The sequence below is a fragment of the Pseudomonas fluorescens genome, assembly GCF_000968015.1.
GTDB classification, from domain to species: domain Bacteria; phylum Pseudomonadota; class Gammaproteobacteria; order Pseudomonadales; family Pseudomonadaceae; genus Aquipseudomonas; species Aquipseudomonas fluorescens_W.
Window position 1 is genome coordinate 1 of record NZ_LACH01000026.1, and the last position, 14998, is coordinate 14998.

13 protein-coding genes are annotated in these 14998 nt (G+C 60.4%); all 13 read left to right on the forward strand.

What is annotated here, in order from left to right:
• Window positions 1-402 precede the first annotated feature (402 nt).
• From rfbF to pseI, 13 genes are read left to right on the forward strand one after another with little or no spacing between them, the layout of a single operon-like run.
• Window positions 403-1176, forward strand: coding sequence for a glucose-1-phosphate cytidylyltransferase (gene rfbF / locus VD17_RS13620; protein WP_046054253.1), 774 nt, complete (start codon window positions 403-405; stop codon window positions 1174-1176).
• Window positions 1158-2240, forward strand: coding sequence for a CDP-glucose 4,6-dehydratase (rfbG, locus tag VD17_RS13625; protein WP_046054254.1), 1083 nt, complete (start codon window positions 1158-1160; stop codon window positions 2238-2240). The genes rfbF and rfbG overlap by 19 nt, the downstream gene beginning before the upstream one ends.
• Window positions 2237-2797 carry a dTDP-4-dehydrorhamnose 3,5-epimerase family protein gene (locus tag VD17_RS13630; protein WP_008035278.1) on the forward strand — a complete coding sequence of 187 codons (561 nt, stop codon included), beginning with the start codon at window positions 2237-2239 and terminating at the stop codon, window positions 2795-2797. The genes rfbG and VD17_RS13630 overlap by 4 nt, the downstream gene beginning before the upstream one ends.
• On the forward strand, window positions 2794-4020 hold the full coding sequence (locus VD17_RS13635) for a class I SAM-dependent methyltransferase (RefSeq protein ID WP_046054255.1): 1227 nt from the start codon (window positions 2794-2796) through the stop codon (window positions 4018-4020). The genes VD17_RS13630 and VD17_RS13635 overlap by 4 nt, the downstream gene beginning before the upstream one ends.
• Entirely contained in the window at window positions 4017-5138 is a 1122-nt protein-coding gene (locus VD17_RS13640; RefSeq protein WP_046054256.1) for a DegT/DnrJ/EryC1/StrS family aminotransferase, read from the forward strand. Before VD17_RS13635 ends, VD17_RS13640 begins: the two co-directional genes overlap by 4 nt.
• Complete coding sequence (locus tag VD17_RS13645; RefSeq protein WP_046054257.1) at window positions 5135-5800, forward strand: acetyltransferase; 666 nt, start codon at window positions 5135-5137, stop codon at window positions 5798-5800. The genes VD17_RS13640 and VD17_RS13645 overlap by 4 nt, the downstream gene beginning before the upstream one ends.
• 30 nt (window positions 5801-5830) lie before the next feature.
• Window positions 5831-6559, forward strand: coding sequence for a cephalosporin hydroxylase family protein (locus VD17_RS13650; RefSeq protein WP_046054258.1), 729 nt, complete (start codon window positions 5831-5833; stop codon window positions 6557-6559).
• A gap of 54 nt (window positions 6560-6613) precedes the next feature.
• Window positions 6614-9547 (forward strand): TIGR00180 family glycosyltransferase, encoded by a 2934-nt coding sequence (locus VD17_RS13655; RefSeq protein WP_046054259.1) that lies wholly within the window; start codon window positions 6614-6616, stop codon window positions 9545-9547.
• Between the two features lie 30 nt (window positions 9548-9577).
• On the forward strand, window positions 9578-10579 hold the full coding sequence (gene pseB, locus VD17_RS13660; protein WP_046054260.1) for a UDP-N-acetylglucosamine 4,6-dehydratase (inverting): 1002 nt from the start codon (window positions 9578-9580) through the stop codon (window positions 10577-10579).
• Complete coding sequence (gene pseC, locus VD17_RS13665) at window positions 10576-11739, forward strand: UDP-4-amino-4,6-dideoxy-N-acetyl-beta-L-altrosamine transaminase (RefSeq protein ID WP_046054261.1); 1164 nt, start codon at window positions 10576-10578, stop codon at window positions 11737-11739. Before pseB ends, pseC begins: the two co-directional genes overlap by 4 nt.
• A 6-nt stretch (window positions 11740-11745) precedes the next feature.
• Complete coding sequence (gene pseF, locus VD17_RS13670) at window positions 11746-12441, forward strand: pseudaminic acid cytidylyltransferase (RefSeq protein ID WP_046054262.1); 696 nt, start codon at window positions 11746-11748, stop codon at window positions 12439-12441.
• On the forward strand, window positions 12438-13943 hold the full coding sequence (pseG, locus tag VD17_RS13675; protein ID WP_046054263.1) for a UDP-2,4-diacetamido-2,4,6-trideoxy-beta-L-altropyranose hydrolase: 1506 nt from the start codon (window positions 12438-12440) through the stop codon (window positions 13941-13943). The genes pseF and pseG overlap by 4 nt, the downstream gene beginning before the upstream one ends.
• On the forward strand, window positions 13936-14988 hold the full coding sequence (gene pseI, locus VD17_RS13680) for a pseudaminic acid synthase (RefSeq protein ID WP_046054264.1): 1053 nt from the start codon (window positions 13936-13938) through the stop codon (window positions 14986-14988). The genes pseG and pseI overlap by 8 nt, the downstream gene beginning before the upstream one ends.
• The last annotated feature ends 10 nt before the right edge of the window (window positions 14989-14998 follow it).

A 14998-nucleotide genomic window follows, 5' to 3' on the forward strand; every position in this document is an offset into this window, starting at 1 on the left:
CACGGAGCAGGACCGGAGCGAGGGCACCCTGAGCCTAAGCGAAGGGCCGAACGAAAGGGGCAAAAGCCCTTGGTTACTTGGGGCTCTTCCAAGTGACTCGCTGTAAAAGCGAAATCGTCAGCCGCCATTACCGCAGAAACGGATATGTACCCAACCCAACCCAACCCAACTCCCCAGCAAACCAAACAGAACCACCTCTACCAAGCGTTTTTCCGTTTCAGCACCCACCCACCGCACTGAAAGAGCTGGCGCGTTTCCTGCAAGTCCCCCCGATATCGCCATAAAACGAGCACTTCCGGTGAATCCAGAAGCGCCCTGAGCGGCATTGAAGGTTTTATCCAGAAGGCCTGCGAAAGCTTGATACAGCTTGGCTGAGCCCTGTGACGAACAAGAGGGGAGACGATGAAGGCAGTTATTTTGGCGGGCGGCCTGGGCACGCGCATCAGTGAGGAGTCGCACCTCAAACCCAAGCCGATGATTGAAATCGGCGGCAAGCCAATTCTCTGGCACATCATGAAGCAGTACTCCGCTCACGGGATTCATGACTTCGTGATTTGCCTGGGTTACAAGGGCTATGCAATCAAGGACTTCTTCGCCAACTACTTCCTGCACACCTCTGACGTCACCTTCGACATGTGCAACAACCGCATGGACGTTCACCAGAACTACAGCGAGCCGTGGCGCGTCACGCTCATCGATACCGGCGACGAAACCATGACCGGTGGCCGTTTGCGTCGCGCCAGCCGCTATCTGGAAAACGAAGAAGCGTTCTGTTTCACCTACGGCGACGGGGTGTCCGATCTGAACATCGGTGCTCTGGTGGATTTTCACCTGACGCATGGCAAGCAGGCCACGGTCACGGCGGTGCAGCCACCCGGCCGCTACGGTGCGCTGGATCGTGAGGGCGATCGGGTGTTGGGGTTCACTGAAAAACCGCGCGGTGATGGTGGCTGGATCAACGGAGGCTTCTTTGTATTGTCACCCAAGGTTCTGCGATTGATTGATGGCGATGAAACCTCGTGGGAGTCAGGCCCTCTCGACGTCCTTGCCGAGCGGGGTGAGTTGATGGCCTTCCAGCACGATGGCTTCTGGCAGCCGATGGATACTCTGCGCGACAAAAACCATCTCGAGGCGTTGTGGCAGACAGGGGAGGCCCCATGGAAGCAATGGGACTGAGCCCGGAATTTTGGCGCGGCAAGCGGGTTTTGTTGACCGGTCACACTGGTTTCAAAGGCAGTTGGCTGACGTTGTGGCTGCAAAGTCTGGGCGCGAAGGTCAGCGGGTTTGCGCTTGATCCCTCCACCGAGCCGAATCTGTTCGGCCTGGCAAAGGTGGCCGAAGGCATAAATGATCAACGTGGCGACCTGCGTGACTTGGGCGCCTTGCTGGAACTGATCGCCGATACCCAACCGGAAATTGTCTTGCACCTGGCGGCTCAGCCCTTGGTACGCGAAGGTTATCGAGACCCGCTGGGGACGTACTCCAGCAACGTCATGGGCACCCTCAATCTGCTCGAAGCGATCCGTCAGGTCGGCGGCGTGCGTGCGTGCGTGCTGGTGACTACCGACAAGGTTTACGCGAACAAAGAATGGCTGTGGCCGTACCGCGAAGACGAAGCCCTCGGCGGACACGATCCTTACAGCAGCAGCAAGGCCTGCTGCGAGTTGCTGGCGCAGTCTTACGCCGCTTCGTTCTTCCCGGCCGAAAAGTATGCCGAGCACGGTTTGGCCCTGGCCACCGCCCGGGCCGGCAACGTATTGGGTGGTGGCGACTTCGCGCCGGAACGTTTGATTCCCGACGTACTCAAGGCTTGGTCCGCAAACGAGCCCGTGACCCTGCGCTACCCGCAAGCCGTGCGCCCCTGGCAGCATGCGCTGGAACCACTGGCGGGTTACCTGCAACTGGCCGCCAGCCTCTATGAAAAAGGCCCCGAGTTTGCCGGCGCCTGGAACTTCGGCCCGAGCGAGGCGGACATGTGCAGCGTCGGTGAAGTCGTCGAACTGCTCGCCAACCGCTGGCCACAAGCGCGCGGATTGCGCATCGAACCGAGTGATCTGCACGAAGCAGGCCTGTTGCGCCTGGACAGCAGCCGTGCCCGTCAACTGTTGGCCTGGCAACCGCGCTGGTCGTTGCAGCAATGCCTGACCCAGACCCTGGATTGGCACCTGGCCTGGCAAAACGGCGACGATATGCGTGACTTCACCTTGGGCCAGTTGAACCTGTACCGAGGCGCGCTGTGAGCGAATTTTTGTTGAAAGCGCTGCCGCTGACGGGCTTGTTCAGCGTGCAGCACAAACGCTTCGAAGACGATCGCGGGCACTTCGCCCGGTTGTTCTGCGAGGGCAGCCTGAGTGCCTTCGGCCAAGCGTTTTCCATTCGCCAGATCAACCATTCCTGCACCCGCGCACGCGCGAGTGTGCGGGGCTTGCATTACCAGAATGCCAACGCGCCGGAAGCCAAGCTGATCACCTGCCTGCGCGGTGAAGTCTGGGACGTGGCGGTGGACTTGCGGCCCGACTCCGCAACGTTCCTGCATTGGCACGCCGAACACCTGCGCGCCGGCGACGGTCGCAGCCTGCTCATCCCTGCCGGATTTGCCCACGGCTTCCAGACCCTGACCGACGACGCCGAATTGCTTTATCTGCACAGCGCCGACTATGCGCCGGAGCACGAAGGCGGTTTGTCGGTGAACGATCCCCGGCTGGCGATTGCCTGGCCGTTGCCTGTCAATAATCTGTCAGCCAGGGACGCCAGCCATCCCTTGCTCGATGAACGCTTCGCTGGAGTGCGTTTATGAACTGCCGTGGTTGCGGAACTCCTTTGGCCTTGCCGCTGATCGATCTCGGCACCTCGCCGCCGTCGAACGCCTACGTACGCGCCGATCAGCTGGAACAGGCTGAGCAATGGGTGCCACTGAAGGTGGCGGTGTGTCAGCAATGCTGGTTGGTGCAAACCGAGGATTACACCAGCGCCGACAGCCTGTTCGACGCTGAGTATGCTTATTTCAGTTCGTTTTCCAGCACCTGGCTGGCGCATGCCGATCGCTACGTTGCCGAAATGGTCGAGCGCTTCGCCCTGACCGCCGACAGCCGTGTGGTGGAAATCGCTGCCAACGACGGTTACCTGTTGCAGTACGTCGCCGGTCGCGGCATCCCTTGCCTGGGCGTTGAACCGACCCGCAGCACTGCGCAAGCGGCGCGGGAAAAGGGCCTGGACATCCGCGAGTTGTTCTTCGGCCGTGACACCGCTGCGCAATTGGTCAGCGAAGGCTGGTCTGCGGACCTGATGGCTGCCAACAATGTGTTGGCCCACGTGCCGGATATCAATGATTTTCTCGGCGGCTTTGCGACCTTGCTCAAGCCGACTGGCGTGGCGACGTTCGAGTTTCCGCAACTGCTGACGCTGATGGCCGGGCAACAGTTCGACACGCTGTATCACGAGCACTATTCCTACCTGTCCCTGACCGCCGTGCATGCATTGTGCGAACGCAACGGTCTGGAAGTGTTCGACGTCAGTCAGCTGTCGACCCATGGCGGTTCGTTGCGGGTATTCGTGCAGCGTGTTGACGGGCTTCGTCGCGAAGTGCAGCCCGCGGTTGCGCTTCAATTGCAGGCCGAAATCGTCGCCGGAGTGAAAACCCCCGAGTACTACGCGACCCTTGCGCCAGCCGCCGAGGGCATCAAGCACCAATTGCTGCGCTTTCTGTTGCAGGCGAAAGCCGATGGCAAACGAGTGGTCGGTTATGGCGCCGCCGCCAAGGGCAACACGTTGCTCAACTACGCCGGCGTCAAGCCTGATCTGTTGGCCTGGGTGGCCGACGCCAATCCGCACAAGCAAGGCAAGTTCTTGCCCGGCAGCCGGATTCCGGTGGTTTCACCCGAGCGTATCGCCCTCGAACAGCCCGACTACATCCTGGTTCTGCCATGGAACCTGTTGACGGAAATCACCCAGCAATTCGCCTCGGTCAAAGAGTGGGGCGCTCAGTTTGTCGTTGCCGTTCCGGAGTTGAGTATTCAATGAGCAGAATTCACTACACCAAACCGAGTGTCGGCGAACTGGAAGCCAAGTATGCCCTGGACGCCGTGCAGAACGGTTGGGGCGCGCGTTGCTACGAATACCTGACGCGTTTCGAACACGGTTTTGCCGAGCACCTTGGTGCGACCTACGCCATCGCCACTTCAAGCTGCACCGGTGCGCTGCACATGGGGATGGCGGCGCTGGGTATCGGCGCGGGTGATGAAGTGATCCTGGCCAACACCAACTGGATTGCATCGGCGGCACCGATTACGTATCTGGGCGCTACGCCGGTGTTTGTCGATGTTCTGCCGGATAGCTGGTGCCTGGATCCTGAACTCGTCAGGCAAGCCATTTCGCCGAAGACCAAAGCCATTCTCGCGGTTCACCTTTACGGCAATCTGTGCGACATGGACGCATTGCTGGCGATGGGGCGCGAATTCGGTATCCCGGTCATCGAAGACGCTGCCGAAGCCATCGGCTCGCAGTGGCGCGGCAAGGCTGCCGGCTCGATGGGGGCGTTCGGTGCGTTTTCATTCCATGGCACCAAAACCATGACGACCGGCGAGGGCGGCATTTTCGTCACGTCGGATAAAGCCTTGTACGAGCGTGTCCTGACCTTGTCCAACCATGGTCGTGTCGCGGGCAGCACCAAACAATTCTGGCCGGAGTTCATTGGCTTCAAATACAAGATGAGCAACTTGCAGGCTGCCGTCGGCTGCGCTCAGGTCGAGCGGATCGATGAGCTGATCGAACGCAAACGGACGATATTCGCCAATTACGCCCACGCGCTGTCATCGCTGCCGGGTGTTTCGCTGAACCCGGAACCTGCCCATGCCCGCAACGGCTACTGGATGCCCACTGTGGTATTCGATGCCGGGACCGGGATTCATCGCGACGAGATGATCGCCGCGTTCCAGGCTGCCGATATCGACGCCCGGGTGTTCTTCTGGCCACTGTCGTCGTTGCCCATGTTCAGCGAGCACGTGGTCGACACACCGGTTTCGTTTGCCTTGCCGGAGCGTGCGTTCAACCTGCCGAGTTATCACGACATGACGGACGCCGATCAGGCGCGCGTGGTGGATGTGGTACGTGCGCTGCTGGCAAAAAGGCAATCGCTGTGAAGATGTACTTGCTGGGTGCGGCGAACCCGGAAGCGGTGCGCATGCTGCACGCGGTGAAGCGCAGCACGCCGAACGTCGAGTTTGCGTTTCTGGACAATGACCCGGGCAAACAGGGCACCTTGTTTTATGGCGTGCCGGTTATTGGCGGTTCCCGGCTGGTGAGTGAGCTTAAAGGGCCGGACGTGTGTTTCGTCAACCTGATCACCGGCAGCACCCGACTGCGCTACGAGACCACCCGCCAACTGGTCGAGGCCGGTGCCACGCTGGGCCAGTTCGTCCACCCCGGCATTGACCTGACCATGATTCGCATGGGGCAGGGCAGTTATCTGCAGGAAGGCGTACTCATGCAGGCCGAGGTGACGCTGGGCGACAACACCAGCATCAGCGCCGGCAGCGTGGTGGGGCATGAAGGCCAAATCGGCCACTCGGTGTTCATGGCGCCCGGCGTGTGCATCGCCGGTTGCGTGGAGATCGGCGACGGAACATTTATCGGCACCAACGCCACCATTCTTCCGCGGTTGCGCATCGGTCGCTGGGTAACCATCGGCGCCGGTGCCGTCGTCACCAAAGATGTCCCGGATTATTCAGTCGTGGCGGGCAATCCCGCCAGGATCATCAAGACCAACGTGGTGCCTTACCCCGACGGTAGGGTCTTCAAGTAACCCGTTTCCCTATTTTTTTGGAGCGTTGCAATGAATCCCCATGAGCAGTTTCGCGAAGAAGTAAAAGACAACATCGAAGGCCTGAAAAAGGACAAGGCGTTGCAAGCCGAGTCGCTGGAATGGGTCGGCACAACGGCCAGGCACAAGTACACCTACAACTTCAGCTGGATGGGGCGGCCGATCATTCAGTTCCCGCAGGACATGGTCGCCATGCAGGAAATCATCTGGAACCTGCGTCCGGACGTGATCGTTGAAACCGGCATTGCCCACGGCGGGTCGTTGGTGTTTTACGCCTCGATCCTGGAACTGATGGGTCATGGTGAAGTGCTGGGTGTCGACATCGATATCCGCCAGCATAACCGCGAAGCGATCGAAGCTCACCCGATGAGCAAACGCATCCAGATGATCCAGGGTTCGAGCATCGATACGGCGATTGTCGACCAGGTGCGCGAGCGCATCCAGGGCAAGAAAGTGCTGGTGGTACTCGACTCCAATCACACCCACGAACACGTACTCGAAGAGCTGCGCCTGTATGCGCCGATGGTCTCGGTGGGCAGCTATTGCGTGGTCATGGACACCGTGGTCGAAGACATGCCGGAAGATGCGTTCCCGGACCGTCCGTGGGGCAAGGGTGACAACCCGAAAACCGCGGTCTGGGCCTACCTGGAAGAGAACCGTGATTTCGAGATCGACCAGGCAATTCACAGCAAGCTGCTGATCACTGTCGCCCCAGATGGCTACCTGCGCCGAGTGCGCTAAGCGGCAACTTCATTCGAGTTTTCATCAGGCAATCAGTCAGTGGTGGGGAAGGTTATGCAAGGCATTTACGGTTCAGAAAACACGTTGTCCCTGAGTGAGCAGTTCACTCTGGTGCTGATGACGCACAATCGTCCGGCGTTCTTGCGCCGGGCATTGCAGTTCTACAGCACGCTGCCTTGCAAGATCCTGGTCCTCGATTCATCGGCCATCGCGCTGGACGGCGCGGCTACGGTTGCGGACACCATCGACTATCGGCACTTGCCGCAATTTGGCTACTGGGGAATCCAGTCCAAACTGGCGTACGGCGTCGAGCAGGTCACCACGCCATACATGGTCTTCGCCTCCGACGATGATTTTCTGTTGCACGGCGCCCTCACCGAGTCGGTGAACTTCCTCGAAGCCAACCCCGACTATGGTCTGTGCCATGGCTATTGCCTGATGTACCTGACCCACTCCAACTATGTGCAGTACTACCGTCGTGACAAGAAAGTACACGAGGACTACAACGCCGAGCGCGGTCAGGATCGTGTCCTGGATTTCATGAGCCAGTACATTCCGCCGTTCTACGCGGTCCACCGCACCTCGCTGCTGCGTGACTGGTATGAAGCGATGCCTGAAGGCACGATCTTCCAATGGCAGGAAATCGGTCATGCCTACTACATGCTGGCACGGGCCAAGGCGCGGATTCTCCCGACGCCGTACGTGGTGCGTGAGGTCAACTACGGTCGCTCGGATCACAACACCGAAATCATGACGACCTTGAGCTTCAAGGACGCCCGCTCTGTCGCCGACCGCGAGCGCTTTGCCGGGTTTCTGGCGTCGCTACCGACTGGCATCAGCGGTTTGGACGAAAAGCAGACCGCAGAGGTTGCCCTGCAAAGCTTCGCCACCCTGGCCGAGAGCCTGACAAGCCGTAACGCGTTGACCATCGAGCCGATTTTCGAGTCCTACTGGACAGATCCGACGGTGGGGCCGAAGCGGGTCTTTGGCGCACAGCAGTACGTCGAAATGCCGTTCTACAACAGCGCTTTCTTCGAACAACTCACGCAGTGCGAATTTTTGCTGCATGCGATGCCGGCCGGGCGCTTGCAACTCGAAGAAATGGAAGGCGCATTGCTCAAGCAAGAGGCCTTGCAGCGCACCTACTCCAATGACAGTTCGGCGACGATCCAGAACCGTCTGCTTGAAGCCGTTCGGCTGGGGGCCTTCAACCGTCGGGTGCTGCAAAAGCTTGGGCAGCAGCTCCAGCAAATGGATGAGCCCGCTGATGCCCAAGTGCTGACCGACTGGGTTCAGCGTCTGGACAGTGTGCCAATCTTCGACAGTCGCCAGTTACTCGACACGATGCCATCGGGACGTCTGCGCAACTGGCTGCACGCCCGGCAACCGAACGATACCGCGGTGAGGAAAATCAACCAGCACCTGGCGGCAAACGAAGGGGGGCCTCAGTTCGGCATTCTGCTGCTCGATCTGGACGCAGACATGGACAAACTCCAGGTCACTCTGGATAGCCTCATGGAGAGTGCGTTCCGGGCGTTCAAGGTGGTGGTCTTCACCACGGGCGACTTGCCGGCGGTCACCACGGCACAAAACACGCTGCATTTCGTCAAGGTCACGGCGGCCAATTACGTCGACAAACTGAACCAGATCGCTCGCCAGTCGACGTCGGACTGGGTGCTGTTGGCCGAGGCGGGCGACGAGTTCACCGCTGCCGGTTTCTTGCGTGCCAGTCTCGAGTTGCAGAACGCCGAGGGTTGCCGTGCGGTGGCGATGGACGAAGTTCATCGCCAGGCCAATGGCACGCTGGTCGATGTGTTCCGGCCAGCCTTCAACCTCGACCTGTTGCAGAGCTTGCCGGCACTCGTCGCGCGGCACTGGCTGATCCGCCGCGAAGCGCTGGTGGAGGTCGGCGGTTTTGCCCGCGAACTCACCTCGGCACTCGAGTTCGACCTGCTGCTGCGCTTGATCGAAACCGGTGGCCTGACCGGCCTTGCCCATTTGGCCGAGCCGTTGCTGATCACCGCCGCACCCGAGCCGGCCGCCAATGACCACGAGCGTCAGGCGTTGGTTCGTCATTTGGCGACGCGCGGTTATCAGGCCCAGGTCAACGCCGAAGTGTCGGGTGGTTACAGCATCGACTACCGTCATGCCGGTCGCCCGAAGGTGTCGATCATCATCCATAGCCAGGACAACCTGGAGCACTTGCAGCGCTGCCTGGTCAGCGTTTTGCAACGCACACGCTATCAACATAATGAAATCGTCATTGCCGATAACCGCAGCCAGTCCACCGAGCTGCTCGCCTGGCTCGACAACCTGGAGAAAAACGGCGCAGGCCGGATTCGTCTGGTCAAGACAACGCAACGCCTGAGCACGTCGGCTCTGATCAACCTGGCCGCCGAGCAGGCGCAGGGTGAATACCTGGTGCTGCTGGCAGCAGACGCCGAAGTGGTCAACGCGAACTGGATCGAGGCGTTACTCAATCAGGCCCAGCGTCCCGAAGTCGGGGTGGTGGGTGCCAAACTGCTGGACCGCGAAGGCTGTGTCACCGGTGCCGGCCTGATTCTGGGGCTCAACGGCGAGATCGCTTCGCCCTTCATCGGCGAGAAAAAGGAGGCGCCGGGCTACATGCGCAGACTGCTCGTCGAACAGAATTACTCGGCCGTTTCCGGTGCGTGCCTGATGATTCGCAAGGAGGTTTTCGTTGCCCTCGGCGGACTGGATCGTGAGCATTTTGATGAGGCGTATGCCGATGTCGATCTCTGCCTGAAAGTTGCCGACGCCGGTTTACTCACGGTGTGGACGCCGCAGGTTCAGATTGCCCACCCGGGCGTTTTGCCGAACGAACCTCAGGCAATGGCAGCCTTGCGCGACAAGTGGCAGGCGCGCTTTGCGCACGACGAGGCTTACAACAACAACCTGGCCTTGACCGGCAAGGGCTTTTCCCTGGGTGAACCGACCCCGGTGAACTGGGCGCAGTTGCTCGCATAAGCCTGACTGACAGGTAAAAGGACTCAAGGCATGTTCAACGGTAAATCGATTTTCATCTCTGGCGGCACCGGCTCGTTCGGGCGCAATTTCATCCGCCGGTTGCTGGAGCAATATCAACCGAAGCGGGTGGTGGTGTTCTCGCGCGATGAGCTCAAACAGTACGAGATGCAGCAGACGTTCAACGCACCGTGCATGCGTTATTTCCTCGGTGATGTGCGCGACGCTGACCGTTTGCGTCAGGCCATGCGCGGTATCGATTACGTGGTGCATGCCGCGGCACTGAAACAAGTGCCGGCGGCGGAGTACAACCCCACCGAATGCATTCGCACCAACGTCAACGGCGCGGAAAACATCATCGCCGCGGCCATCGACAACGGTGTGAAAAAAGTTGTCGCGCTGTCCACCGACAAGGCCGCCAGCCCGATCAACCTGTACGGCGCGACCAAGCTGCTGTCGGACAAATTGTTCGTCGCCGCAAACAACATTGCCGGTGACCAGAACACCCGTTTTTCGGTGGTCCGTTACGGCAACGTCGCCGGCTCGCGGGGGTCAGTGGTGCCGTTTTTCAGCAAGCTGATTGCCGAGGGCGCCACGGAGCTGCCGATCACCGATGAGCGCATGACGCGTTTCTGGATCACCCTCGATCACGGCGTGCAGTTTGTGCTCGACAGCTTCGCCCGCATGCACGGTGGTGAAGTGTTTGTGCCGAAGATCCCGTCGATTCGTATCGTCGATCTGGCGCAGGGCATGGCTGAACATCTGCCGCACAAACACGTCGGCATTCGTCCGGGGGAAAAACTCCATGAACTGATGGTGCCGCTGGACGACGCGCGCATGACCCTGGAGTTCGATGATCACTACACCATTCAGCCGTCGATTCGTTTCACCAGCGTTGATGTGGATTTTGCCGTCGACAAACTGGGCGAGCAGGGCAGGCCGGTCAGTGAAGACTTCGAGTACCGTTCCGACACCAATCCGCACTACCTGTCGGTAGGTCAGATCGCAGATCTGCACGCGGAGCTGTCGGCATGATTCCCTACGGTCGGCAAAGCCTCGATCAGGCAGATATCGATGCGGTGGTCGCCGTGTTGCAGTCCGATTGGTTGACGCAAGGGCCGACCATTGAACGCTTCGAACAGGCCATGGCCGAGCGTTGTCAGGCCGATTTCGCGGTGGCGGTGTGCAATGCCACGGCGGCGCTGCACATTGCCTGCCTGGCGGCAGGGCTCGGTCCGGGTGATCGTTTGTGGACGACGCCAAACACCTTTCTGGCCTCGGCCAACTGCGGCCGTTACTGCGGCGCTGACATCGACTTCGTGGATATCGATCCACTGACCTGGAACCTCGACGCCTACACCCTGGCGGCGAAGCTCGAAGTTGCCGAGCGCGAAGGCACGCTGCCGAAGGTACTGGTGGCCGTGGCGTTTTCCGGCCAAAGCTGCGACATGCGCATGATCGCCGGACTGGCCGAACGTTACGGCGTTACGGTGATCGAGGACGCGTCCCACGCGGTCGGTGCCTCCTATGCCGGGCGTCCGGTGGGTTGCGGCGAATTCGCGGCGATGACGGTGTTCAGTTTTCACCCGGTGAAAATCATCACCAGCGCCGAGGGTGGCATGGTGTTGACCAACCGCCCTGAACTGGCCGAGCGCTTGCAGCGTCTGCGCAGCCACGGCATGACCCGCGATCCGCATCAGATGACCGAATCCAGTCACGGCCCCTGGTACTACCAGCAGGTGGAAATGGGCTTCAACTACCGGATCACCGATCTGCAAGCGGCGCTCGGTCTGTCGCAACTGAACAAACTCGATGGCTTCATCGCGCGCCGCCGTGAACTGGCGGCGCGTTATGAGCGGTTGCTGGCGTACTTGCCGCTGACCTTGCCTGGCGCGCAACCAGACGCCGAGTCGGCATGGCATCTGTACGTGGTGCGGTTGCAACCTGATCGGATCAATCTCAGCCATCGGCAGGTGTTCGAAGGGTTGCGGGCGGCCGGGATCGGGGTGAACCTGCACTACATACCGGTGCATTTGCAGCCGTACTATCGCGAGCTGGGATTTGCCGAGGGTGACTTCCCGCAGGCTGAACGTTATTACGCCGAGGCCATCAGCCTGCCGATGTTTCCTTTGTTGAGCGATGAACAGCAGGACTTCGTGGTTGAGCAACTGCGTCGGTTGGTTCTTGAGGAGTAGTGACACTTGAACTGCGTTGCAATCATTCCGGCCCGCGGTGGCAGCAAGCGAATCCCGCGCAAGAACCTCAAGCCGTTCGACGGTGTACCGATGATCGTCCGTTCGATCCGTACGGCGCTTGATTGCGGGTTGTTCGATCAAGTCGTCGTCAGTACGGATGACGAAGAAATTGCCGACGTCGCCCGGACTCATGGCGCGCTGGTGCCGTTCGTGCGGCCTGCCGAACTGGCTGATGATTTCACCGGGACAGCTGCGGTGATCGTGCATGCCTTGAGCCAATTGCCGACCTTCGACTACGTCTGCTGCATTTACGCTACCGCGCCGCTGTTGCAGGCGCGCTATCTGCGTCAGGGGCATGAATTACTGGTGCAGCACCCGGACAAGTCCTTCGCTTTTTCCGTGGCTGGTTTCGGCTTCCCGGTGCAACGTGCCTTGACCCTTGACGAGCAGGGTGCCTTGACCTCGCTCTATCCGGAGTTTCGCAACACCCGTTCCCAGGATTTGCCTGAAGCCTATCAGGATGCCGGCCAGTTCTATTGGGGGCGCAGAGAGGCCTGGTTGCGCGGCGATGTGCTGTTTTCTCCGGCGAGCCTGCCGGTGATTCTGCCGCGGCATCTAGTGCAGGACATCGACACCCTTGAAGATTGGAAGCGTGCCGAATACCTCTACGCTGCGTTGAAGGCTGGCGGAGAGTTGCAATGAGGGTGTTGATCCGCGCCGACGCGTCGCCGACCATTGGCAGCGGTCACATTGCTCGCTGTTTGACCCTGGCCAGAGTCTTGCGCAAGCAAGGCGCGCAGGTGGCCTTCGCTTGCCGACTGTTGCCGGGCCATCGACTGGATGCACTGCAAGCCGAGGGCTTTGAAGTTTTCGCCCTGGCGGCTCGTTACCCTGATGAAGACCCGCAACAGGCGATCGAATCCTTGCTGCCTTGGCAGGCGGACATCGCCGCGCTTGGGCAAGCGCTGAGTAATCATCCGGCCTTCGACTGGGTCATCGTCGACCACTACGGCCTTGACCATCATTGGCAGACTGCGGCCCGCCGTTGGGCGCCAAGGATTGCCGCTGTGGACGACCTCGCCACTCGAACCTACAGCGTCGATCTGCTGCTCAACCAGAATTTATCGGGTACGCCACAAGCCTACGCTTCGCTGCTGGCGCCCGGTTGCCAGACTTTACTCGGCCCACATTTTGCCCTGCTGCGCGATGAATTCTGCTGCCCGGCGATTCCGGTCAAGCCCCAGGCCAGGCGAGTGCTGGTGAATTTCGGTGGTTTCGATGCGGCGATGCAAACCTATCACGCGATGCTGGCAATGGCGGATTTGCATGAGCTCGAAGTCGATTTCGTCGCCGGTGCCGACAACCCGGCCTGGGCACAGATGCAGGCCTTGGCGGCGAGTCGTCCGAACTGGCGCTTGCACAGTTTTGTCAGTGACTTTTACCGACTGATGACCGAGGCCGACCTGTTTGTCGGTGCCGGCGGTGGCACCAGTTGGGAGCGGGCGGCCATGGGGTTGCCGACGATCTGTATCGCGGTCTCGAATAATCAGCAGGCCAACGCCGAAATAATGGCGACCTCAGGTTCCCATGTGTATCTGGGCCACCGCGAGAACGTCAGCGTCGAGCAGCTGCGTCAGGCCATTGCTTTTCTCGCGGGTAATCAGGGATTACGCCAAAGCCTGGCCGAACACTCGCGTCAGTTGGTCGATGGGCGGGGCGCGCAGCGCGTTGCGGCAGCGCTCGCCGGTGCGGTATTGCAGGTTCGCAAGGCGTCCCTGGACGATGCGCAGCTGCTGTTCGAGGGGCGCAATGCCGAGTCGGTGCGGCGCTGGTCGCTGGACACGCAGGTCATCGATTGGCAACGGCATCAAGACTGGCTGGCCGCGAGCCTGAGCAACCCGGGGCGATTACTGTTGATTGCCGAGGCGGACGATGGCCCGGTCGGGGTACTGCGTTATGACCTGGACGGACTTGAAGCCGAAGTCTCGATTTATCTGCTTGAAGGCCGCCTCGGTCTAGGGTGGGGCAGGGCCCTGCTGGCGCGGGGCGAAGCTTTTGTGACCGCCCACTGGCCGCAACTGAATGTCATCACCGCTCAAGTGTTGCCGGTGAATCAGCCGTCGCTGAAGCTGTTTCGCGAGGCAGGGTTCACCCAGCGTGCTTGCGCGTTCACGCGCATATTGAAGGATCACCGCAATGACTAGCTTCAAGATCGGCAATCGCTCCATCGGTGCCGATGCGCCGCCATTCATCATTGCCGAGATGAGTGGCAACCATAACCAGTCTCTGGAGGTGGCGCTGCAGATCGTCGAAGCCGCGGCCAAGGCCGGTGCCCATGCCTTGAAGCTGCAGACCTACACCGCCGAGACCATGACCCTGGACCTGTGCGAAGGTGAGTTCTTCATCAAGGACCCTGACAGCCTCTGGGCCGGTTCTTCGCTGTACGCGTTGTACGAGAAGGCCCACACACCGTGGGAATGGCACGCGCCGATTTTCGCCCGGGCCAAAGAGCTGGGCATGCTCGCGTTTTCCACGCCGTTTGATGACACTGCAGTGGACTTCCTCGAAAGTCTCGACGTGCCGGCCTACAAGATCGCCAGCTTCGAAAATACCGACCTGCCACTGATTCGTCGGGTCGCTGCGACCGGCAAGCCATTGATCATTTCTACCGGCATGGCCAGCATCGCTGAACTCGATGAAACCGTACGTGCCGCCCGCGAGGCCGGTTGCAAGGATCTGGTGTTGCTCAAGTGCACCAGCACTTACCCGGCGACGCCCGCCAACAGCAACGTGCGGACGATTCCTCATTTGCGCGAATTGTTTGGCTGTGAAGTCGGGCTGTCTGATCACTCCATGGGCGTCGGTGTGTCTGTGGCTGCGGTGGCCTTGGGGGCGACGGTGGTGGAAAAGCACTTCACCCTCGACCGTTCCGCCGGTGGCGTGGACGCCAGTTTTTCGCTGGAACCGGCGGAGCTGGCCAGCCTGGTGATAGAAACCGAACGCGCGTGGCAGGCCATGGGCCATGTGCATTACGGTGTGACGGACGCCGAGCGCAAGTCCCTGGTGTACCGCCGCTCGCTCTATGTGACTCAGGACATGGCGGCCGGCGAGCCCTTCAGCGCCGCCAATCTGCGGGCCATCCGTCCTGGCCTGGGGCTGGCGCCCAAACATGCTGAAACCCTTCTGGGCCGCCGTGCCCGCCAGGCCATCAAGCGCGGAACGCCGCTGGATTGGTCATTGGTCGAATAACGCCTTATCG